At 51.9% G+C, this 20,806-nt stretch carries 23 protein-coding genes; 16 read left to right on the top strand and 7 right to left on the bottom strand.

Annotated elements, in window-relative coordinates:
- From DVH26_RS32045 to glpX, 3 genes are all read right to left on the bottom strand, one after another.
- Entirely contained in the window at positions 1–1,044 is a 1,044-nt protein-coding gene (locus tag DVH26_RS32045; protein ID WP_239629489.1) for a polysaccharide deacetylase family protein, read from the bottom strand.
- A gap of 86 nt (positions 1,045–1,130) precedes the next feature.
- Positions 1,131–1,940 carry a sulfite exporter TauE/SafE family protein gene (locus DVH26_RS32040; protein ID WP_239629487.1) on the bottom strand — a complete coding sequence of 270 codons (810 nt, stop codon included), beginning with the start codon at positions 1,938–1,940 and terminating at the stop codon, positions 1,131–1,133.
- A gap of 66 nt (positions 1,941–2,006) precedes the next feature.
- Positions 2,007–2,978: a class II fructose-bisphosphatase gene (gene glpX, locus DVH26_RS32035; protein WP_239629485.1), complete on the bottom strand. Its 972-nt coding sequence runs from the start codon at positions 2,976–2,978 to the stop codon at positions 2,007–2,009.
- 259 nt (positions 2,979–3,237) lie between these two features.
- Between glpX and DVH26_RS32030 the strand changes: the two genes are divergently transcribed.
- From DVH26_RS32030 to DVH26_RS32020, 3 genes are all read left to right on the top strand, one after another.
- Positions 3,238–3,864, top strand: coding sequence for a helix-turn-helix transcriptional regulator (locus DVH26_RS32030; RefSeq protein ID WP_239629482.1), 627 nt, complete (start codon positions 3,238–3,240; stop codon positions 3,862–3,864).
- A gap of 39 nt (positions 3,865–3,903) precedes the next feature.
- Entirely contained in the window at positions 3,904–4,710 is an 807-nt protein-coding gene (locus tag DVH26_RS32025; RefSeq protein WP_239629479.1) for a pyruvate, water dikinase regulatory protein, read from the top strand.
- Between the two features lie 213 nt (positions 4,711–4,923).
- A complete protein-coding gene (locus tag DVH26_RS32020) occupies positions 4,924–6,243 on the top strand; it encodes a molybdopterin-dependent oxidoreductase (RefSeq protein WP_239629476.1) in 1,320 nt (439 codons plus the stop codon).
- Positions 6,244–6,260: 17 nt separating this feature from the next.
- Here DVH26_RS32020 and DVH26_RS32015 read toward each other — a convergent pair whose 3' ends face one another.
- Complete coding sequence (locus DVH26_RS32015) at positions 6,261–7,400, bottom strand: GerAB/ArcD/ProY family transporter (protein WP_239629473.1); 1,140 nt, start codon at positions 7,398–7,400, stop codon at positions 6,261–6,263.
- 184 nt (positions 7,401–7,584) lie between these two features.
- Here DVH26_RS32015 and DVH26_RS32010 point away from each other — a divergent pair, with 184 nt between their 5' ends.
- The 4 genes from DVH26_RS32010 to DVH26_RS31995 all read left to right on the top strand — a co-directional run bounded on the left by DVH26_RS32010 (position 7,585) and on the right by DVH26_RS31995 (position 11,245).
- A complete protein-coding gene (locus DVH26_RS32010) occupies positions 7,585–8,229 on the top strand; it encodes an MOSC domain-containing protein (protein WP_239629471.1) in 645 nt (214 codons plus the stop codon).
- 8 nt (positions 8,230–8,237) lie between these two features.
- Positions 8,238–8,900 (top strand): molybdenum cofactor guanylyltransferase, encoded by a 663-nt coding sequence (mobA, locus tag DVH26_RS32005; protein WP_239635558.1) that lies wholly within the window; start codon positions 8,238–8,240, stop codon positions 8,898–8,900.
- A gap of 83 nt (positions 8,901–8,983) precedes the next feature.
- Positions 8,984–9,988: a GTP 3',8-cyclase MoaA gene (gene moaA, locus DVH26_RS32000; protein WP_239629468.1), complete on the top strand. Its 1,005-nt coding sequence runs from the start codon at positions 8,984–8,986 to the stop codon at positions 9,986–9,988.
- A 6-nt stretch (positions 9,989–9,994) separates the two neighbouring features.
- Positions 9,995–11,245, top strand: coding sequence for a molybdopterin molybdotransferase MoeA (locus DVH26_RS31995; protein WP_239629465.1), 1,251 nt, complete (start codon positions 9,995–9,997; stop codon positions 11,243–11,245).
- A gap of 60 nt (positions 11,246–11,305) precedes the next feature.
- Here the strand turns inward: DVH26_RS31995 and DVH26_RS31990 are convergent, their stop codons facing one another.
- Complete coding sequence (locus tag DVH26_RS31990; RefSeq protein WP_239629462.1) at positions 11,306–11,398, bottom strand: YjcZ family sporulation protein; 93 nt, start codon at positions 11,396–11,398, stop codon at positions 11,306–11,308.
- Positions 11,399–11,644: 246 nt separating this feature from the next.
- On the opposite strand from DVH26_RS31990, the gene DVH26_RS31985 reads away from it, so the two are divergent.
- Both DVH26_RS31985 and DVH26_RS31980 read left to right on the top strand, forming a co-directional pair.
- On the top strand, positions 11,645–12,997 hold the full coding sequence (locus DVH26_RS31985; protein WP_239629460.1) for an ATP-binding protein: 1,353 nt from the start codon (positions 11,645–11,647) through the stop codon (positions 12,995–12,997).
- A complete protein-coding gene (locus tag DVH26_RS31980) occupies positions 12,994–14,193 on the top strand; it encodes a GNAT family N-acetyltransferase (RefSeq protein WP_239629457.1) in 1,200 nt (399 codons plus the stop codon). The genes DVH26_RS31985 and DVH26_RS31980 overlap by 4 nt, the downstream gene beginning before the upstream one ends.
- 4 nt (positions 14,194–14,197) lie before the next feature.
- Here DVH26_RS31980 and DVH26_RS31975 read toward each other — a convergent pair whose 3' ends face one another.
- A complete protein-coding gene (locus DVH26_RS31975) occupies positions 14,198–14,674 on the bottom strand; it encodes a hypothetical protein (protein WP_239629455.1) in 477 nt (158 codons plus the stop codon).
- Positions 14,675–14,928: 254 nt separating this feature from the next.
- On the opposite strand from DVH26_RS31975, the gene DVH26_RS31970 reads away from it, so the two are divergent.
- From DVH26_RS31970 to DVH26_RS31940, 7 genes are all read left to right on the top strand, one after another.
- Positions 14,929–15,231: a LiaF transmembrane domain-containing protein gene (locus tag DVH26_RS31970; protein WP_239629446.1), complete on the top strand. Its 303-nt coding sequence runs from the start codon at positions 14,929–14,931 to the stop codon at positions 15,229–15,231.
- 42 nt (positions 15,232–15,273) lie between these two features.
- Complete coding sequence (locus DVH26_RS31965) at positions 15,274–15,963, top strand: PspA/IM30 family protein (RefSeq protein ID WP_239629444.1); 690 nt, start codon at positions 15,274–15,276, stop codon at positions 15,961–15,963.
- A complete protein-coding gene (locus DVH26_RS31960) occupies positions 15,960–16,472 on the top strand; it encodes a PspC domain-containing protein (RefSeq protein WP_239629441.1) in 513 nt (170 codons plus the stop codon). The genes DVH26_RS31965 and DVH26_RS31960 overlap by 4 nt, the downstream gene beginning before the upstream one ends.
- A gap of 2 nt (positions 16,473–16,474) precedes the next feature.
- Positions 16,475–17,173, top strand: coding sequence for a PspA/IM30 family protein (locus DVH26_RS31955; protein ID WP_239629439.1), 699 nt, complete (start codon positions 16,475–16,477; stop codon positions 17,171–17,173).
- Between the two features lie 206 nt (positions 17,174–17,379).
- Positions 17,380–18,045, top strand: a complete 666-nt coding sequence (liaF, locus tag DVH26_RS31950) for a cell wall-active antibiotics response protein LiaF (RefSeq protein WP_239629437.1) — start codon at positions 17,380–17,382, stop codon at positions 18,043–18,045.
- A 71-nt stretch (positions 18,046–18,116) separates the two neighbouring features.
- Positions 18,117–19,211, top strand: coding sequence for a sensor histidine kinase (locus tag DVH26_RS31945; protein ID WP_239629417.1), 1,095 nt, complete (start codon positions 18,117–18,119; stop codon positions 19,209–19,211).
- A 25-nt stretch (positions 19,212–19,236) separates the two neighbouring features.
- The gene (locus DVH26_RS31940) at positions 19,237–19,839 is read left to right on the top strand and encodes a response regulator (protein WP_239635557.1); all 603 of its coding nucleotides are present in this window, start codon (positions 19,237–19,239) and stop codon (positions 19,837–19,839) included.
- Here DVH26_RS31940 and DVH26_RS31935 read toward each other — a convergent pair.
- Entirely contained in the window at positions 19,817–20,431 is a 615-nt protein-coding gene (locus DVH26_RS31935; protein WP_239629407.1) for a TetR/AcrR family transcriptional regulator, read from the bottom strand. The genes DVH26_RS31940 and DVH26_RS31935 overlap by 23 nt on opposite strands.
- Positions 20,432–20,806 lie beyond the last annotated feature (375 nt).

Raw genomic sequence — 20,806 nt, 5'->3', positions numbered from 1 at the left:
CTATAACCGCTCGGATACTTTAAGAAGCTCAGGTAAGGTTACGAGCTCGTAACCGCGGTCTCGAAGCGTTTTGATGATGACAGGGAGTGCGGAGACAGAACCAGACAAGTTTTGATTGGGTCCCCCTCCAGAATGCTGCAGTATTATGGAACCGGATCCTGCATGGTCCAGTACATTAGATGTCACCTGGTCCTGGCTCAGCTGTCTCCAGTCCTTGGAGTCCACATTCCAGTTCACAATGACATAGTGGTTCCGTGAAGCCCATAGAAGCTGGCTCTCCGATATTTCCCCATAAGGCGGGCGAATAAGCTTTGGGGTGTAGCCGACTTGATTTTGGATAATCTTCTGCGTTTTCGTAATTTGCGATTGAAACTGGCTGTCGGACAATTTGGTCAATAACGAATGATTATACGTATGATTTCCGACCACATGGCCTTCCCGGCTCATTCTTTTGATCACATTCGGATGGCGCTCCGCCATTCGTCCGACTACGAAAAAAGTAGCCTTCACATTATGCTGCTTTAAAATGTCCAGCACTTGCAGCGTATACTTTGTATCCGGAGCATCATCGAAGGTAAGGGCAATTTGCTTCTTTTGAGAGGAACCCTTCAGGAGAAGCAAATTCGGATATTTTTTTACGAGCTGGGAGAGGGTTAGTGCTTTGGAGCTCGTGCGTTTGGTGCTTTCTGTCGATGTCGGCTTTCCTTCGCGTCGCTCAATCGGCTTCTTATTCGCCTGGCGTTCCGGCTTCGGTGAAGGAGCGGCCGGCTGAGCGGAAGGAAGAGGCTGCTCCGGGCTTGGCGCAGGCGTTGTCACTGGTGCAGGCGTTTCCTTGGCCTTGGCTTGCTGCGTCAGCGATTTTTGCAGCAGATCGGCACGATTCGGCGCCGCAGACTTCGGCTGTGGATTCGTTTGTTCGGCTTCCGTATGTAGAGACGGAGGCAGCGGACTGGCGTCCTGCGGATGCTGGGCCGTACATCCTGTTACCACTGCAGCTCCAATCGTAATGGATAAAGTGATTTTGCCAAGGGATGTCAGTTTCATTTCAGGCTCCTCCTTACACAGTGATATACTTAGTGTTGGTGGTGCGAAGCCCGATTATCCTTCCCAAAAAATATGATAATGATACGTCAGACGCCTTCCCAAATCATTTTGAGAGCAACGAGGAAAAAGGTTACTCGAAGTACCCAGAGCAGTACTTTGCTGCTCAGCTTGCTGGCAATTTTCGCGCCTAACCAGCCTCCTACAAGTGCGCTTGGGGCCAGACCAAGCACCATCCAGCCATCAATTTCACCTAAGGATAGATGGGTTATGGAGCCCATAATGGAGGAAAGAAAAATAACAAACATCGATGTCGCCGTAGCAATATGCGGCGGATAACGAAAAATGATCACCATCGCGGGAACGAACAAGGAGCCGCCTCCGATCCCGAACAAACCGGATATAAAGCCGACACAGAGGCCGATAGCAAGCGCTGGGACAACGCCATAACCGTATTCATGCGTGCTGCCCTTAGAGTCCGTAAAGGACCTCTGGATGCCCCATTGAATGTTGAGCGGCTTCATATAATCCCGGGCGACTAACAAGCTGGCCATCAGGAGCATAAACAGGCCGAATATAAGCTGAAACGATTTGGCGTTAACAAATTGGGTCGTGTAGGAACCAAGCATGGCGCCGGGACCGCAAGTGATGAAATACAGCCAGCCGCTTTTGAAGTCGACGCGTTGTTGTTTATAGAACGTAAGGGTGGAAGAGAATGCGGTAAAGATCAGAACGGCAAGAGAAGTGCCGACGGCGGTAGCGACCGAGACTTCTTGACCGATCAATAAGGGGCCCAAATATACAAGCGCAGGAACGATGATCACCCCGCCTCCCAATCCGACCAGGCTACCGAAGGTAGCGGAGAGCAGACCGATGACCGAGTAAAACAAGATGGACATAAAAAGACCTTCTTCCCTGTAGTAATGTCCAACACATTGTATCATACAAGGAAGAAGATCGTTTGATTATAATTTGAAGCCGATTTGCGGCTTGTTCGGCAAGAAATGGATGGAACGGATGAAGCGGACGGTTTTCGTTTTGGCTCTCATCACAATCGAGTGGGATTCAGCACGCTGGTTGCCCAAATACTGCACTCCGCCCAAAAATTCACCCGGCGTAATCCCGGTAGCGGCAAAAATAACATCCTCGGTGCCCACCATATCCTCCATAGTGAGAAGCTTCAGAGGGTCTATAATGCCCATTTGCAGGCAGCGGTTATATTCTTCGTCATTGGCCGGCATCAGTCGTCCTTGGAGCTCTCCTCCCAGGCAAGAGAGCGCCGCGGCAGCCAATACCCCTTCGGGTGCTCCGCCGGAGCCCACATACAAGTCAATACCGGATTCGGACAACGCTGGCGCCATCGCACCGGCTACATCGCCGTCGCTAAGCAATTTGATGCGCACGCCGACCTGGCGAAGCGTCTGGATCATCTCTTGATGACGCTCCCTGTCCAAGATCATTACGGTCAAATTACTCAGAGGCTTATCCAGATACTCGGCAGCCTTTTTCAAGGTCAGCTCCAGCGGATCGTTCAATTGCAGCTTTCCAGCCAAAGCTGGACCTACGGCGAGCTTCTCCATGTACATGTCAGGCGCATGCAGGAGGCAGCCTTTGTTCGCAATGGCAATAACGGCCAAAGCATTATTGAGCCCTTTGGCAACAAGCTCGGTGCCTTCCAACGGATCGACGGCGACATCCACCTCCGGTCCTTGACCGTTGCCCACTTGTTCGCCTATATAGAGCATCGGGGCTTCATCCATTTCGCCTTCCCCGATAACGACTGTCCCTTGAATGGATACGGAGTCAAACATCGTTCTCATGGCCGTTGTAGCGGCTCCATCCGCTGAAATTTTGTCCCCACGGCCCATCCATTGTGCTGCAGACAATGCTGCAAGCTCCGTTACCCGTACGATTTCCAGTGCCAGTTCTCTTTCCATTCTGCTTGCCTCCATATCCGATTAGTAGTTGTCTTTTATCTAATGAGAAAATAGGATATACTATTACTGAATACAGTATAATAATTAACGATAAAACGTGCAATATATTTTCGAATAACGACACATTTATAGGTCATTTATGTCCTAATTGTAGACACTAATATATTATTTATTCAACTAGAGTTCAATATTTGATACAATACAAGTAATACAATGGTTAGGTTGGGAGGTTAAGGCTATCGAACTGACAGCACGGCAATTGCAGATTGTAGAGATTATCAAGCAGCACGCTCCCATCACAGGAGAGCAGATCGCAGAGATGCTGGGGCTGAGCCGGCCGACATTGCGCTCCGATTTGGCGCTGCTTGTCATGCTGGGGTATGTGGATGCGAAGCCGAAGGTCGGCTATTCGCCGGGCTCTGCCATGTCCACCGGAAGCCAGGCTTCCCGTAAGCTGCAGACGATGAAAGTAAAAGACGTGCAATCGATGCCGGTCATCGTGCGTGAGAATGCTTCAGTGCATGATGCAGTAGTATCGCTTTTTATGGAAAATGTTGGTAGTCTCATTGTGGTTGATGAAGAGAACTGCTTGTCCGGAGTGATATCGAGAAAAGATTTGCTGAAGTTCACGCTGGGGAACACCGCGGCGGCTTCGATGCCGGTCAGTATGGTAATGACCAGAGAGCCTAACGTTATTCATGCCGAGCCGGATGAGACCGTCATTGATGCGGCACGCAAAATGATTCATCACCAGGTTGACAGCCTTCCAGTCGTAGTCCGCTCCAAGCAAGAATCCGTACAAGGCCGCAATCGCTGGGAAGTCGTCGGACGGGTGACGAAAACGATCATGACGCAAATTTTGCTGGAGCTCGCCACGGAGCCTTAACACCAGGCAAAAGCAAGAGGTAAAGGAGAATACCGGACAATGAATGACAACCAACATTATGAAATCACGATATGCTCGGATTCGGTTGGGGAAACGGCCGAAGCGGTTGTAAAGGCGACGATGCGGCAGTTCAACGCTCAGCAGGTAAAGACCAAAAGGATCGGACACATCAAGCATGAAGACGAGATCCGTAGCATCATGGAGGAAGCGGCCAAGCGAGGGGGCTTCGTGGCCTATACGCTCGTCCAGCCTGAGCTGAGAGAAATGATGCGGGAGGAAGCGGTTCGCCTGGGAGTCCGGGCTGTGGACATTATGGGGCCCATGATGCAGGCGTTCATCGATACGTTCAACGACTCGCCCAAGAGAAAGCCGGGCCTGCTCCACGAGCTGGACGACGATTATTTCAAGCGCGTTGAAGCTATTGAGTTCGCCGTCAAATGCGATGACGGGCGCGATACGAGCTCGCTGCTGAAAGCGGATATCGTATTGATAGGCGTATCGAGAACCTCCAAAACGCCGCTGAGTATTTTTTTGGCGCATAAGGGGATGAAGGTGTCCAATCTGCCGCTCGTTCCGGAGGTAAAGCCCCCGAAGGAGCTGTTTATGCTGCCGGGCAACCGGATTGTAGGTCTTATTATGGATGCAGACAAGCTGCTGAAAATACGGACCGAACGTCTCAAGGCCGTCGGCTTGCCGTTCGGCGCCAAATACGCCGCGATGGAGCGGATTATGGAGGAGCTGGACTACGCGCAGAAGCTGATGAAGCAAGTAGGCTGCCCTATCATTAACGTGACCGACAAGGCGATCGAGGAAACAGCAGGCATTATTATGGGTTATCGGCAATAAGAGCAGTAATGAATAACTAAGGTGTGCGGACCGACGCTGTGTGGCGTTGACTGCATGCTTTTTTTATGTGAAATCCATACGATTTAATGTTTTTGTAATATTCCCAAAGAGCCGATATGCTACAATGAAAGCGACAAAAAAACATGCTGGGTATGACCCACGAGCGGAAACATTATTAGGGTAAAAGAATCTTGAAGGGCGGGCGGTGTCTGGATGGACGCATGGAGAAGCTGGTTGAAGGAGTCTTTTGGTAAAAAGCTGGTAAAGCTCCACAGTTGGAACGCATGGCTCGTACTGCTGCTCACGGTAACCGGGATTGTGCTGTTCATCCCTGCGCTGCGCGGTGAGATGGGCGGATTTCGCGTATGGTTGAAGCAGCTGCATATTGTGCTTGGGATTGTGTCCATCGCAGTTATCGCCTTTTACATACCGTTAATCCCCAAGCATTGGAGGCAAATTCGGAAGCAGGCGAATCAGCGGTGGAACTTAGGTATTGTTCTGCTGCTGCTGGCGGGCTGGAGCATTACAGGGCTTATCCTGTGGCAATTTCGCCAGCTGCCGCCGGCATGGAGCAATGCGGCGCTCGTACTGCACGACCTGTTCACCTGGGTCGGCGTGCCTTATGCCATCTATCACTCCGTTTCGCGGAGCCGATGGCTGAAGCGGATGCGGCAGCAAGAGCAGCGTGAAGCGATTGCTGCGCGGCAAAGTACTGAGCCTGCAGAGAGTGAAACGGAACGCAGGAACGGGACCGGAAGCCTCTCTCCTCAGGCGTTCGTGGATTATTTGAAGAAGGCGCCGATTTCGCGTTCGGCTTTTATTAAACTGGTGGCCGGATTGCTGATCGTGTTCGGAATCGGGCCCGCATTTTACCGGTGGCTGAAGACATTGGGCGATTCCGGAGGTTCTGCGCTGGAACACATTGCCGCCTCCGATGATAACCGGATGGTTCCCGCGCCCGAAGCGCTTCCCGATTCAAGTCCGCCTGTAGGCGGCGGGGGGCAGGGTCAGTTTCGGATTTATACCGTAACGGATATCCCTGCTTTTACAAGCGATAATTGGCAGTTCGTCATTTCCGGTCTTGTCGAAAAGCCGCAGTCCTGGAATTGGGAGCAGTTTTTGAAGCTTAAGAGGAAGGTGCAGGTTAGCGATTTTCACTGTGTAACCGGCTGGTCGGTTTATAAAATGACATGGGAAGGCATCCTGCTGTCGGACCTGCTTGATATCGCTCAAGTCAAGGCTAGCGGCAAATTCGTCAAGATGTACTCCGGAGATAAGGTGTATACCGACTGCTTGTCGCTGGAACAGGCCCGTATGGACGATGTCATGGTCGCGGTGCTTATGGACGGTCAGCCAATCCCACAGAAGCTGGGCGGTCCTGTCCGGTTGATCGTTCCGAAAATGTATGCCTACAAGTCGGTGAAATGGCTGCAGGCGATCGAATTGATCGACAAGGAGCATATGGGGTATTGGGAAGTTCGAGGGTATGATAACGATGCATGGGTAAACGGAAGCAACGGTTATAAGGCATAATTAAGAAAGAGGAGAGCTTAGCCCTCCTCTGAAGAAGCCCTTGGGACGGCGGATCCCCCGGGCTTGTTTTGTTTTTGAAACCGTGCTCGGATGAAGGCTGCGGCGAAAATTACGGTTGGGATAAAAACCTGGATGAAAATGTAAAAGAAAACATAACTGGTGGATAGCATGACGGCTAAGGTGTGAAGGTTCGGCGCGATCCAAAGGCTGAAAGGCAGCAAAGCAAAGGCGAGAGGCAGTACGATCGGGTGATAATCAGGAAGCTTCAGCCATTGGGATACCATGAGAACCAGCACATAATAGACGACGCAAATTTTAATAAACATGGCCAATACCCATATGGCCATAGCCACGGATTCCAGATGCGTTAGAAAATCCGCTAAACTGATATAACGAGCTACAAGCATGATGGGGTAGCTCACTTCGGACGTTAAGTCGCCGAGCAAAAGCAGAGCAACCAGATTGGAAACAACCATCGAGATCATGACGGCTAGCACAGAGAGCATGCCCAAGCGGAAGCTGTCTTTGCGATTGACTACAAAAGGAAGCAGGAATGACACGTCTACAAACTCGCTAAACCATGTATGAGTTGGGATAGCAGCCATGAGGGACGGTGTTATACCATTTTCAAACATTGGAATCAGGTGGTGCGGATCAAGATCGGGAATGACGAGGAACATGATCAGCAGGATCAGCACGATAACAATGGGTACGAAGATTTGCGCGCAAAAGGCTAACGTCTTCAATCCGCCGTGTATGGCATAGGCACATACGAGAATCATGCTGCCCATCACTATGATGACCGGAGTATGCTGAAGAAAAGCGCCTGTGACAAATTCTCCGTATTCTCTAAGAATGATGCCGTCGTTAATAAAGTAGGCGAATATATAAATCAGGCCGAGCAGTTTTCCTGCGATTTTGCCGATAATGCGCTCGCTGTATTGGATCAAGCTTTCATTCGGGTACAGCCGGTTTAACCAATATAAGATGTACACGAGATACACACCTACCGGCGCTGCCCATATAGGAGCTATCCATGCATCCTTGCCGGAATATTCCGCATCGATTCTAGGGATGACAAGAATTGCGGTTGCAATGATTGTCGGGTACATCATGACGGCCATCTGGAATGCGGTAATCTTGCCTTTCTCCATCATGCTGCCGGTTACCTCCATCCATGGTACTTTTAACAGCTTGTCCTTTAAGTAAATCCCTTAAACCGGCGGAGGAACGTTCCTAAAAATAATGTGGCTTTGCGGGTCGTTTTCTTTTATAGTAGTAAGAAATTATTAGCAGTCGGTTCAAGGAGAGCCCGATCAAGCATAAGGAAGGTTGATTCCAATGCAATTGCTGTCGCTTAACCTAGGGAAGCCCGCCGTCGTCCAATATAACGGGAAGCCGGTAGAGACGGGAATTTATAAGAGACCGGTTGAAGGTGCCATAACTTTGTCCTCCGTCCAATTGGAGGGGGATGGTCAAGCCGATAAGGTGAATCACGGAGGCGAGGATAAGGCGGTCAGCGTTTACTGTGTGGAGCATTACCCTTACTGGCGGAAGGAGCTGAATGCGGAGCTGCCGTATGGAGCGTTCGGCGAAAATTTCACGGTAGCCGGCATGGTGGAAACGGATGTGCATATCGGGGATATATTCGAAACCGGCGGCGCCCTTGTGCAGATCAGCCTGCCGAGAAGGCCCTGCTTCAAGCTAGGGGTAAGGCATAACCGACCGGATATGCCGCTTTTATTCCAAAACACCGGATATACAGGATATTATTTACGCGTGTTGAAAGAGGGAGCGGTCACCGGCGGCACGCCGATCCGGCTCGTGGACCGGCATCCGAAGGCTATATCGGTGGCGGAAGTGAACCGGCTCAAATATCATGATAAAGACGACCTCGAAGCGATTAAGGCGCTGCTGGAGGTTAAAGAGCTGGCGGAGGGCTGGCGCGAATCGTTCCGTAAGAGACTGGACGGGAGCGGGGAATAAAGGTGGAGATGGTGAACGGTATCGTTAAACCGATGACCGGCGTCGTGCTGGCGGGAGGACAAAACCGCCGTATGGGAGGCAGAATGAAGGCTCTGTTACCGATGGACGGGCGTTTGTTCATCGAACGTCAGCTGGAAGAGCTCGCCAAAGTATGCGGCGACATATGGATTGCGGCGAATGACCACGCGCCATTCGAGCGCTGGCTTGCGCAGGAGCAGCCGGGGCTGCCAAGCGGAGTGCCCGTCAGGGCGGTTCGCGACATGCATCCGGGCAGCGGTCCGCTGGCGGGCCTGCAGGCGGCAATGGCAGCCGCACAAGCCGAGACGCTCTGGGTTGTTGCATGCGACATGCCATTCGCTTCCGCCGAGGCGGCAAGGGCGATGGCGCAGCTGCTGCATGCGAGAGAAAGCGCCGATGCGGTAGTACCTGTGATCGGCGGCAAGGTTCATCCGCTGCATGCGGTATACCGCAGACGATGCGGCAAGGTTGTAGATGAGCTTCTGGAGCAGGGACAGTACAGAGTGATGGAGCTGCTGCGCAGGCTGAACTATACGGCGGCAGAGGAGGAATTCTTCTCGAGCCAGGGGATTTCGCCGCGATTTGCCGTTAATGTCAATGGGCCGGACGATTACGAGAAATTGCAGCGACAAACGGATGAGTCAGGTGTGTGAGATTATATCACACAAACTATGCATATTTATTGAATTATGACATAATAAGAGAAAACGGTCTGCGGTTATGGAGGTGATCGGTTGTGTCAGTCATATTAACGGATCGTTTCGGAAGAGTTCACGATTATTTGCGAATTTCGGTTACAGACCGCTGTAATCTGCGCTGCGTGTATTGCATGCCGGAGGAAGGGATGCAGTTCGAGCCGGAAGAGCATATGCTTACCTTCGATGAAATCGTGGACGTCGTCAGGGTGCTTGCCAAGCTCGGATTGCGCAAGCTGAGAATTACCGGCGGCGAGCCGCTGGTCAGAAAGCATATAGAACAGCTGATCGCCCGTTTGTCAGCGATTCCCGGCATTGAAGATATCGCTTTGACGACCAACGGCATCTTCTTCGCCGCCAAAGCGGAGCAGCTTCGTGCCGCGGGCTTGACGCGGATTAATATCAGCCTTGATTCACTGCGGGCGGACCGTTTCTCGCTGATCACCAGAGGCGGAGATATCCGCAAGGTTCTGGATAGCATTGAAGCGGCCTATCGTGTCGGTCTGGATCCCATCAAATTGAACGTAGTGCTGATGAAAGGGATCAATGACGACGAGATAGATGACTTCTTGCAAATGACGATAGACCGCAAGGTGCAGGTCCGATTTATTGAATATATGCCGATCGGTCATGACGATTCCGGATGGAAGTCGAGGTATGTGCCGCTTAGCCTCGTTACGGAACGGTGCGCTGAAAAAGGATGGACGGTCCAGCCATACGGGGAAATTTACGGCAACGGGCCGTCGCAAAACTTCCAGATCGAAGGCGCTCTCGGCACGTTCGGCTTGATCCATCCCGTAAGCGATCATTTCTGCGAAACGTGCAACCGGCTGAGACTGACGTCCGACGGGAACATCAAGCCGTGCTTGTATTGGTCCGACGAGTTCAATGTGCGCCGCTACATCGGCGATGACGAGGCGCTGGCGAATTTGTTCCTGAAGGCGCTCGACGTCAAGCCCGAGAGCCACGAGATGGCCAAGGCGCTGCTTAACGAGCAGCAGAGCCATATTCCAACCCTGCGCAGAATGTCGCAAATAGGAGGCTAGTCGGGAGTGTCCGGATTAAGATTTCACCGCAAGGCACTGCAGGTTGAAGAAGCCCAGCAAGCTGTGCTTTCCTATACACAAGTGCTTGAGACGGAGCATGTGGCTCTGGCCGAGAGCTTCGGCCGACGGCTCGCTGCCGACATATCCGCCGGCCATCCTGTGCCGCATTTCCGGCGCTCGGGCATGGACGGCTATGCCATTCGGGCGGCTGACAGCTTGGAGGCCTCGCCTGAACGGCCAGTGCCTCTCCAAGTTGTCGAAACGATATATAGCGGAGCGATGCCCGCTAAGGAAGTGGAGCTAGGCCAGGCAGCAAAGATTATGACGGGAGCTGCCGTTCCCGAAGGTGCGGATGCCGTCATAATGCTGGAGATGACGGCGGCGGATGGAGATACCGTCCATATCCGCAAACGGATGACGGCCGGGGACAATATCACGCCGATCGGGCAGGAAGTCGCCGCAGGCGAGCTGCTGCTCCGTTCCGGCACAAGCATCGGGCCAGGCGAAACGGCTCTGCTGGCATCGTTCGGCTACTCGAGTGTGCCTGTGTACCGTAAGCCGAGAGTGGCTATTTTCCCAACCGGATCGGAACTGCTGGATGTAGACCGTCCTCTCGCACCGGGAAAAATCCGCAACAGCAACAGCTATATGGTTGCATGCCAGGTTCGGGATGCGGGGGGAGAAGCGATCCTTATGCCAGTTCTTCCCGACCAGCCTGATTTGGTGGAGCGGGAGCTGCGAGCCGCGCTGGCTCAGGCGGATTGCATAATAACGTCGGGCGGCGTCTCGGTAGGGGACAAAGATGTGCTCGTCGACGTATTCGAGCGATGGGACGGCACCTTGCTGTTCAATAAAGTGGCCATGCGGCCCGGAAGTCCGACATCGGCCGGCGTATGGAACGGCAAGCTTCTGTTCGCCTTATCCGGCAACCCGGGGGCGTGCTTCGTCGGGTTCGAGCTGTTCGCGGGTCCCTGTCTCCGGGCGATGCAAGGGCACCCTGTACCACTGCTGCCCGAGACGGTGGCCCGCCTGAGCGCGGACTATGCCAAAGGATCCGCGTACAGCCGGTATGTAAGAGGAACCATGGATTGGACGCAAGGCGAGCTCGCAGTAAGACCCGCCGGGACGGATAAATCCAGCGTGATGGTATCGATCAAGGATACGGATTGCCTGATCCGTATTCCGGCCGGAGGCAGAGGCGCCTCCTCCGGGGATCGGGTTCGTGTTCTTTTGCTCGGCCGGCCAAGCGCCAAATAAATAGGAAAAGCCCCCGAAGAGGCAATGCATTGCCTTTTCGGGGGCTTTTGTCAGCTGCTATTAGTATACGAAGCCACGAAGTACGATAACCAGCAAAATGAACAATACAAGAATAATCGCTGAACTTGTAAAAAGACCGCCAACACCGCTCATTCGACATCCCCCTCTCAGAAGACATACTATACCATATGTCACAGGAATGAATGCTGATTGGATTAAAGCCCGTTTTGCTTTGGAATATCGCCTACTTTTTGTCCACGAGAGAGAAGATCTGGAATTAATCATTCAGTGTGGTAAAAATAAACAGAATTAAGGAATATAGCCTATTAACGAATAGGCAAATTGCCTTCATAATGAGAAAATACCTGTATTTATTCCAATTGGCGGATGCATAACGGTATGGTGATTCAACGCAGCATCAATCGAAAAGCGGCAGTTACTAAGTCCATGAAGGGAGGGCGTGCTGACGAGTTGAATCATTTGCTGTTGAACGTACTTATCATTTGGGCATGCATCTTTTTGTACCAGGTTCTGTGGCTGGACAGGCCGAATCATAACGAGAAGCTGGATAAGCCCATATTCACCGGATTGCTTGTCTTCGGTATGCTGGCCTTGATGTCGTTTCCTATCGGTTATTTTCCCGATTACCCGTTTCAATTAAGCGGCGTGCTGGTGCTTGTTGGCAGTCTTTACGGGGGGATGCGTGTAGGGCTCGTCTTGTCCGTCACGATTGTTCTGGTCCGGATAGCCCAGGGATTTAGCGATATTGGGGTTATTGCGGGGATTATTTTCTCCTTATGGGTGCTGATCGCCGTCCTTCTCCGGTATTATCCTGCTCTTTCGGTGAAAAACAAGCTGCTTGCAGGGACATTGTTTGCGGCGGGCGACGGAATGATCATTATAGGCTCGGTGTATACGTTTAAGCTGAATCAGCCGATAGGCTGGGATTTCCATTCTTTATCCTATATCGCAGCTTTCGGCCTGCTTCATGCGGCATCCGCTTACATGAGCATTTATTTTATAGAAAAAATGCGGGAGAACGCGGTAATGCAGGCGGAAATTCAGCAGAGGGAAAAAATGCAGATGCTGGGAGAGCTGGCGGCGTCGGTTGCACATGAAATTCGCAATCCCATGACGGTCGTGCGCGGATTTATGCAGCTGATGAACGGACATGACTCTTCATTGAAACGTTTTAACGAATATTCTCCTCTTATCATAGAAGAGCTGGATCGGGCCGAATCGATTTTAAGCGACTACTTGTCATTTGCGAAACCGCAAGAGCACGCCTGGGAACAGCTTGAATTGATTCAGCAGCTTACCCAAGTCGTACATATGGTAGCGCCGTTCGCCAATATGCATCAGGTTGAAATCCGTACGTGCTGGCAAACGTCACTGACGATTTATTTTGACCGTAAAAAGTTAAGACAGCTGATGGTTAACCTGATGAAAAACGCTATCGAAGCTATGCCTGAAGGCGGGAGTCTTGACGTGGAGCTGTACAGAGAGAAGGAACAAGCCGTGATCCGACTGATCGATACGGGAATCGGGATGTCGGAGGAGGAGCTGAAGCGGTTGGGCTCGCTGTTTTATTCGACGAAGACGAAAGGAACGGGCATCGGCATCATGATTTGTTATAAAATAGTAGAAGCGGCGGGCGGTACCCTTCAATTAAACAGCAGGAAAGACAAGGGTACGACAGTGACGATCCGAATGCCGCTATTAGCCGAAAACGTAATGGAGGAAACCCGATGAAACCGTTTGAAATTCACCGCATTCCCAAAGAAGATTTTCACGACAGCTTGTCGCTGTCCGAGTTTGCGTTTCAATATGAGGTTCCGAAGGAAGACAGGGAGAGACGAATTTCGCTTCTCAAGGAAAAAGAGTGCTGGGGCGCTTACGTGGAAGGGAAGCTGGCTGCGCGTCTGAGCATCCATGATATGCATACATGGGTAAACGGCAAGCGGTTTGCCATGGGCGGTATTGCTTCCGTGGCGACATGGCCGGAATACCGCAGAGGCGGCATGGTAGCTTCCTTGATCGGCAACGCTTTGCAGGTGATGCGTGAGCAGGGGCAATACCTCTCGTTTTTGCATCCGTTTCAGTTTGCGTTTTACCGGAAATACGGATGGGAGACGTATACGGAGACGAAGAAGTATGAAATTCCGACTGCATTGCTGCCGAAGCTTCCTGCCCAACCAGGTCGTGTCGTTCGTGTGAACGAGAATATCGAGCTTCTGAATTCGATTTACAGGCAATATGCCGTACGGTATAACGGAGCACTGGATCGAGACGAGGCTTGGTGGACGAACCGGATCTTTGCCAACAAAAAAGGGAGCGCCGCAGTCTATTATGACGAGTCCGGCGCTCCGGCAGGCTATGTCCACTACATAGTGAAAGACCGCATATGCCAAATTCATGAGCTGGTATATTTGCATCAGCAGGCATGGAGAGGGCTGTGGAAGTTTATCGCCGACCACGATTCGATGATCGAGAAGGTCAAAGTATACGTGCCTGCGAACGACCGGCTGCCTTTTCTGCTCGATAATCCGCGAATCCAGCAGGTGCTTGAGCCGTATTTCATGGCGCGGATCGTCGATGCGGAGCGCTTTATGGAGCTGTACCCGTTTGCGTCGAAAGCGGACGCGGATGCGGCAGGCAAGCTCATCCTCAAGATAAGCGACAGCCATGCCGAATGGAACGAAGCCGAATTCGTTCTGGATATCGGAGCGGCCGGCAAAGTGACCGTTCATAAGCAGCCGGGAGGCGGCACTGCCGAAGGAATCCCTGCCGTTAGCTGCGGGATCGGTACGCTAAGCGCTATGCTGATGGGCTATCAGCGGCCGGCGTTTCTGCATGAGATCGGCCGGCTGGAAGGCGATAGCGCCGCTGTCAGGCTGCTTGAGACGATCATTCCGGACAACCAGACTTATTTGCCGGACTTTTTCTAAACGATTATTTCAAATACTCCAGCAGCCCATGCTGCTTCAGGAACGACTCCGGATCGCTCGGACAATCGAATACGTAAGGCTTGCCCTCACTGCTGAATACGAGCAGATGGGGGTTTTGTTTTTCCGCAGGATCGATAAATAAATAGATGTCGGTTGCCTGGATGGAAAGCCAGCTGTGATTGACGGGCAGCGGAGGGGTGAGCGGAATATGGACGACGATACCGGACTCCGCCTCTACATTGTGCCTCGCCGATAAGCCTTTGACGGATTTCAGCCAAGCGGCCGCCTGTTCCCTGAACGAATCGGAATTGGGCAGGGTGGCGACCACCTGCTCCTGCTGCACGTTGAATACCTGGACCGGCGGTTGAGGCTCGGCGGCATCGGATGATAGAGGTGTGAGCCAAAGAACGGCGGACAGCAGCACGATAATAATGAGCTGAGCGTACCGGAGCTTGTAAGGTCGGAAGGTTAGGCTGGGCATAGGAAAATCACTCTCCTGTTCGGATGGTTCCGTTGGTAAGGTTCTATTATTCAGTATGGCTTGCCAACAGATAGTTCATCCCGGTCCGGACAAGAAAAAAGCCTCTGGCGCCGTTGTTTGACTAAGGTCGGTCGTTTGCCCCGACTTAGGTCTAGGTGCAAAAACCGACGCAGGTCCGTTTTGGGAAAAGGGCGAAAACCCTAAAATAAAGACATGAACAAACGACATCACAAAGGAAAGGCGGTGAATACATAATGAGACTGAATCGACACAGCGGTCTGGCGCTTCTGTTAATCTCCTTCGGTGCTATCATTCTGCTGAACAAGTTTGGCTTCCATATGGGACATATCATGGGCTACTTGTTCCCATTGGCAATCGCGGGATTAGGCTGGCTGGGGATTAAAAACGGACGCACCGTCATCGGTTGGATCTTGCTCGTATTCGGAGGGCTGATCTTGCTCGGCAAATTGTCCGGATTTATCGCTATCGCCATAGCTATCGGATTCATTTGCTACGGCATATCGCTTTTGAAAAAGAAATCCGGCGGCGTTTACTAAAATATAGTACCGAAATGAATACGGAGAAAAGGTGGTTAGAGCATGAGTCTTGGCAAACGATTTAGAGACATTACCGTAGCAACGTTTAATGAAATGCTGGAGCAATCGGAAGATCCGGTACGACTGATCGATAAATACTTGAACTCGCAGGCCGAGCAAGTCCGCGAGTCGGAGAGGCTTCTACAGCAGTGCCTCTCGCACGCGGCCTCCTTGAGGCAGGAATACATGAATGCGGCGCAGCTCAAAGAACGCCGCGAGCAGCAAGCGGTCATCGCCCTGAAGGCGGGCGAGGAGCAGGTGGCGCGCATCGCGCTTCAAGAGAAGCTGCAGCAGGAAGAGCGCAGCGCCCAGTACAAGGCGCTCTACGAGCAGAGCAAGCTTGGTATCGTCGAGCTGGAGGAGCAGCTGCAGCAGTTGAAGGCGGACTTCGATGAAGTCGCAGCCAAGCGCAGCTACTACATCGCAAGGATAGAGAGCGTGCGGCTGCAGCAGCGCATGAACGAGCGATTGCGCGGTATGGGCGGCGGATACGGCTCCGGGCAGCCGAGAATGTTCGACCGGCTGGAGGAGCGAGTCTCCGATCTGGAAATGTCGGCACGCACGCTTCGCGAAGTGCGGTCCCAAACCCGCGATGCGCTTTTGTCGGCAAGCCAAACCGTCTCGCAAGCGTTGGATAACGAAATGGCGAAATTAAAAACGAAATTACAGCAGGAGGGCTGGATGCGACAATGACCAGAATATACCGTTCACGCACCGACCGCAAAATAACCGGCCTCTGCGGCGGGTTATCGGATACATTAAGAATCGACTCAAACATCTTGCGATTGATTGTCGTAGTAACCACATTCTTCTCGGGCGGCGTTATTATCCCGTTGTACTTCCTGGCCGCTCTGGTCATTCCGAGCGAGCCGCACACCGGGGGCCCTTACGGCCCGGGCTACGGCTACGGAGGACCGGGAGCCAACCATTGGAACGGCGACGGCGCCCATTCCCAATGGGGCGGCTACGGACGCAAAGGCCACTGCGGCTCCGATAGACACAGCGGACGCGATGCCTATGAAGGACAGCAGGGGTACCAAGGGTATCAAGCTAAGCAGTCCCAAGGTCAAGCGGCTTCCGATCTTGACGCTATGATGAAGGATATCGAGAAAAAAGCCATGTGGAAAGAAATCGAAGAGCTTCGGGCGAAAGTCGCCAATTACGAAAAACAACAACAAAACAACATTAAAGGAGATGTGTAACCATGGGAGTATTTTCCAGAATTAAAGATATGACGAAAGCGTCGCTGCATGAGCTGTTGGACAAGGTGGAAGATCCGATCATTATGCTGAATCAATATCTTCGCGATATGGAGGAAGAGATTGCTCAAGCGGAAGTAACGGTTGCCCGTCAAATCGCGAACGAGCGCAAATTGAAGGAGCGTTGGGATGAAGCAATCCGCCTGACGGCTCAATGGGAAGAGCAGGCGAAGGATGCTCTTCGGAACGGACAGGAAGCAACGGCACGCCAAGCATTGGAGCAAAAGCTGTACTATGAAGGCAAAGTAGCCGAGTATTCGGAAATGCATGCCGGCTCCAAGGCGCAAGCGGAGGAATTGGTGCAGCAGCTTCACGAAATGAAGGATGCGTTCTACCAAATGCGCAACAAGCGCAGCGAGCTCGTCTCCCGCGCCCAATTGGCCAAAGCGAAGAAGCAAATGGCTGAAGTGACGGCGAGCAACGTCATCGAAGGCGGCAGCGCAGTGAAAGGCTTCCGCCGCATGGAAGACAAAATCATGTCCATGGAAGTGGAAGCGGAGATCGCCCGCAAGCCTTATGTAAGCGGCCTGTATTCGACAGGTGCAGGAGCGGCGGCAGGCTACACTCCGGCAGATCCGGCCAAGCAGCAAAAGGTCGACGATCAGCTGCAGCTGCTCAAAGAGAAGCTGAACTCCGAACAATAGTAAGCAGCCGTCCAAGTAGTGAAGGATCCGTTATGCGGTGTGAGTCCTTGAGGATCCGCATCCGCTGCAAATAACAAAATCCTCTTTGAGGCAAAAGTAAATTGTGATATGCTAGGAAAGGCAAAAAGCCATAGGTCATCTATGGCTTTTGTGCCTATAGTTGTCAGACGACCATGAATCGGCATAAGAAGGGAGGGACGGCGCGGATGAACAGAAATTTCCTGAATCGCAACAATAACCGGAATGTGGCGCTCATTTTGATCGGTGTAGGGATTTATCTTCTCATCGATGACCACTTCGGTTTTTTCACCGTGATGGCCCTTCTATTTATTCTTTTCGGCATTAACAAAGTCCGTTCGTCGTCTGTACGCAAAGGATATATTTTTATCGGTATCGGCTTGGTGATTTTGCTGGGAGGCAATCTTTCGCTGCTGATCGCCATTATTCTTATATCATTAGGGTTCTTTTATATACGCTCCAAACAGCTGCAAAAGGATGACAGCTATGTCAGGAAGCAAAGCTTGATCGAAAGCATCCGCTGGGGAAAAGAGCCGTGGGTACTTCGCAGCAGCTCCATATGGAACGTGCTCGGAGAGCTGCAAATCGACCTGACGTACGCTATCTTCGAGCAGCAGGAAACGACCATTGTGCTCCAAGGGGTTATCGCTGACGTAGACATCATCGTCCCGGAAGATATCGGCGTATCGGTTACATCGTCCGTCCTGTTCGGACAAACGGATATCGGGCCGAATAAAGAAGCCGGGATTTTGAATAAAACCGTTTGGCAATCCAAGAACTACGAAACGGCGGATACGCAGGTGAAGCTGCTGATCTCTTACGTCGTAGCAGATATAGATATCAAGATTGTGTAAAGATTGGATAGCAGGAAACCGCCAAGAAAGAACGCAGCGGATTTTTTTAAGAGGCTGGAGGGCTTAAGCGAATGGAAGGGCACGACAAACGGCTGACCAACATGATATGGCGAAGTATGGGCGAGTCCATAGTACTCAGCCTTCTTTTGTTTGGCGTCATCGTGTACTTTCTGCACTATAACGGCTTCGTTGAGGAATTCGCTTCGTGGCAGGAAGGCGTGAAGCTGAGCCTGACGCTGATCGTCATCGTTGCGGTCATCGGCGGTACATATGGGTTGTGGAACAGCAGTAAAACGAAGCGGAGGCTGGAACTGCTGAGGGAAGTCATGATTTCACTGGAAAAAGGAAACTTGAGCCGCAAGGTTCCGCCGCTCGGGGAGGACGAAATCGGTCGGCTCGGAGACCAGCTGAACCAGATTACGAAGAAGTGGGAAGACCAAGTGACGTCGCTTCAAAGACTGTCCAACAACAACGCGCAGCTGGCGCAGAAGGCGAAATATTCCGCCATCGTGGAAGAACGTCAGCGGCTTGCCAGAGAGCTCCATGATGCGGTCAGCCAGCAGCTGTTCGCTATCTCGATGACGGCTACGGCGGTCGGCCGGACGCTGGACAAGGACTTTGATAAAGCGCACTTTGAGAAGGCGAAGCGGCAAATTCATCTGATTGAAGAGATGGCATCCGTCGCCCAATCGGAAATGCGCGCGCTGCTGCTCCACTTGCGGCCGGTCCATCTGGAAGGCAAACGGCTCGCCGAAGGTCTGCTCGAGCTGCTGCAGGAACTGATGGCCAAGGTGCCGATGGAGATGATGTGGGAGCTCGATGAAGAAGTACGGCTGCCGAAGGGGATCGAGGATCATCTGTTCCGGATCGTCCAGGAAGCGATGTCCAATGCACTCAGGCATTCCAAGGCGACGAAGCTGGAGGTACGGCTTACGCAACCTTCGTCCGATGCGATACGTCTTCTTATTAAAGACAACGGCGTCGGCTTCGATATGGATGCCAAGAAGCATGCGTCCTACGGGATAGTAACGATGAGGGAGAGGGTCAACGAGATTGGCGGCTCCCTGAATTTGATAACGGCGCCGGGCAAAGGGACAAGGATCGATATCCGCGTACCTATCCTAGCGGAAGGAGGAAGCTTGAGTGGAGAACGAGACGGCGATTAAGGTTTTACTGGTTGACGATCATGAGATGGTGAGAATCGGCTTGGCGGCAGTGCTCAGCACCGAGGAGGATATCGAGGTTGTCGGTGAAGCGAGCAACGGCGCGGACGGAATTCGTTTGGCCCAGGAGTATAAGCCCGATGTCGTGTTGATGGACTTGGTGATGGAGGGCATGGATGGAATCGAAACGACGCGCAAGCTGCTTCAGCTGTATCCGGAATGCAAGGTCATCGTGCTGACGAGCTTTTTGGACGATGAGAAGATGTATCCGGTCATTGAAGCCGGCGCCTTCAGCTATTTGCTGAAAACGTCGCGAGCCGCAGAGATTGCCCAGGCGATTCGCGCCGCTGTGAAAGGACAATCGATTTTGGAATCGCAGGTCGCTTCGAAAATCATGAACCGTTTCCGTCAGCCGAAGCCATCCGCCCCGGCTCATGAGGAATTGACGGAACGAGAGATGGAAGTATTGAGGCTCATCGCGTCGGGCAAATCGAACCAGGATGTGGCTGACGAGCTGTTCATCGGCATCAAGACCGTGAAATTTCATGTAACGAATATCTTGGCCAAACTCGGAGTCGAAGACCGTACTCAGGCTGCCATTTACGCTTTCAAGAACGGGCTTGTGGAGTAGTAGCCACCGGCTTCGACGCCGAAATGCCGTCCCAATAAATTCGCCAAACGCAAGAAAGGCGCTGCTCGAATTGGTCTCGGCCATAATAAAACAGCTGAACAAAGCAACCGTCCAACAAGCTTAAGTAGGACGCCAGCAATTCATTGACGGGCTCATCGCGGATGAGTCCTTTTTGTATTCCGCTCGCAAACAGGGCGGACAGCCGGCCGGCAAGAACACGTTCGGTCTCCATGAACTGCTCCCTTAAGTCTTCCTGTAAAAACGCAGGCGGGAACAGCATCGCTCTTTTTAAAAAGGTGATTTTCTCTTCATCCAGCAAATAATTTTCGCACGAATCCCGCAGTATGGTGTAAAGTTTTTCTTCGATAGGTAAATGGCTGATAGAGGAAATGAGCTGATCGATACGGGATGCATGCTCTTGCAGTACATCCTGGAATACGCTAAGGAATAATTCTTCCTTGCTGCGAAAGTGGGCATAGAGAGAAGGGGTTTTGATACCGACATCCTTGGCGATATCCGAGAGAGGGGTACCTTCGTATCCCTTTTTGGCAAAGTGGCGTAGAGCAACCGTCTTAATGGCGGTTGAAGTCATATACGAGGCTCCTTCCGTGATGATAAATTGTTAGTTTGTGTAATATATAATAACATGAAATTATGGTGAATCAATATCGTTTTAACAAAAAACAATGAAAATTGTTTGTATGTGATCTATTTTCACATTCTAGATAAGGCAACTTCATTAGTGAGACCGATTTCAGAAAGGATAGGGTTTTTACCGTGTGGCAATAGGGTTGATTTATTCCGTAAAAGCCGTAGAAAGCCAGTGAGGACAAGGATTTGTCTTCACAGGGCTTTTTGCTTTATCGGGCTAAAAGGCAGGGAGGGAAGCTTACACGTGTAAGGATATGGGACCCGCAAGCATCATTTTCTGTTATATATTGCCTGAACGGTTAATACAATAAGTTCA

This window comes from Paenibacillus sp. H1-7 (assembly GCF_022354825.1).
Lineage (GTDB): Bacteria > Bacillota > Bacilli > Paenibacillales > NBRC-103111 > Paenibacillus_S.
Note: the sequence above shows the minus strand (reverse complement) of the source record. Positions and strands in the feature narration are given on the sequence as shown.

Coding starts and splice junctions, on each gene's coding strand:
- DVH26_RS32045 (WP_239629489.1), bottom strand. CDS start 1,044: ATGAAACTGACATCCCTTGGCAAAATCACTTTATCCATTACGATTGGA.
- DVH26_RS32040 (WP_239629487.1), bottom strand. CDS start 1,940: ATGTCCATCTTGTTTTACTCGGTCATCGGTCTGCTCTCCGCTACCTTC.
- glpX (WP_239629485.1), bottom strand. CDS start 2,978: ATGGAAAGAGAACTGGCACTGGAAATCGTACGGGTAACGGAGCTTGCA.
- DVH26_RS32025 (WP_239629479.1), top strand. CDS start 3,904: ATGAATGACAACCAACATTATGAAATCACGATATGCTCGGATTCGGTT.
- DVH26_RS32020 (WP_239629476.1), top strand. CDS start 4,924: ATGGACGCATGGAGAAGCTGGTTGAAGGAGTCTTTTGGTAAAAAGCTG.
- DVH26_RS32015 (WP_239629473.1), bottom strand. CDS start 7,400: ATGATGGAGAAAGGCAAGATTACCGCATTCCAGATGGCCGTCATGATG.
- DVH26_RS32010 (WP_239629471.1), top strand. CDS start 7,585: ATGCAATTGCTGTCGCTTAACCTAGGGAAGCCCGCCGTCGTCCAATAT.
- mobA (WP_239635558.1), top strand. CDS start 8,238: ATGGTGAACGGTATCGTTAAACCGATGACCGGCGTCGTGCTGGCGGGA.
- DVH26_RS31990 (WP_239629462.1), bottom strand. CDS start 11,398: ATGAGCGGTGTTGGCGGTCTTTTTACAAGTTCAGCGATTATTCTTGTA.
- DVH26_RS31985 (WP_239629460.1), top strand. CDS start 11,645: ATGGTGATTCAACGCAGCATCAATCGAAAAGCGGCAGTTACTAAGTCC.
- DVH26_RS31980 (WP_239629457.1), top strand. CDS start 12,994: ATGAAACCGTTTGAAATTCACCGCATTCCCAAAGAAGATTTTCACGAC.
- DVH26_RS31975 (WP_239629455.1), bottom strand. CDS start 14,674: ATGCCCAGCCTAACCTTCCGACCTTACAAGCTCCGGTACGCTCAGCTC.
- DVH26_RS31970 (WP_239629446.1), top strand. CDS start 14,929: ATGAGACTGAATCGACACAGCGGTCTGGCGCTTCTGTTAATCTCCTTC.
- DVH26_RS31965 (WP_239629444.1), top strand. CDS start 15,274: ATGAGTCTTGGCAAACGATTTAGAGACATTACCGTAGCAACGTTTAAT.
- DVH26_RS31960 (WP_239629441.1), top strand. CDS start 15,960: ATGACCAGAATATACCGTTCACGCACCGACCGCAAAATAACCGGCCTC.
- DVH26_RS31955 (WP_239629439.1), top strand. CDS start 16,475: ATGGGAGTATTTTCCAGAATTAAAGATATGACGAAAGCGTCGCTGCAT.
- liaF (WP_239629437.1), top strand. CDS start 17,380: ATGAACAGAAATTTCCTGAATCGCAACAATAACCGGAATGTGGCGCTC.
- DVH26_RS31945 (WP_239629417.1), top strand. CDS start 18,117: ATGGAAGGGCACGACAAACGGCTGACCAACATGATATGGCGAAGTATG.
- DVH26_RS31940 (WP_239635557.1), top strand. CDS start 19,237: ATGGTGAGAATCGGCTTGGCGGCAGTGCTCAGCACCGAGGAGGATATC.
- DVH26_RS31935 (WP_239629407.1), bottom strand. CDS start 20,431: ATGACTTCAACCGCCATTAAGACGGTTGCTCTACGCCACTTTGCCAAA.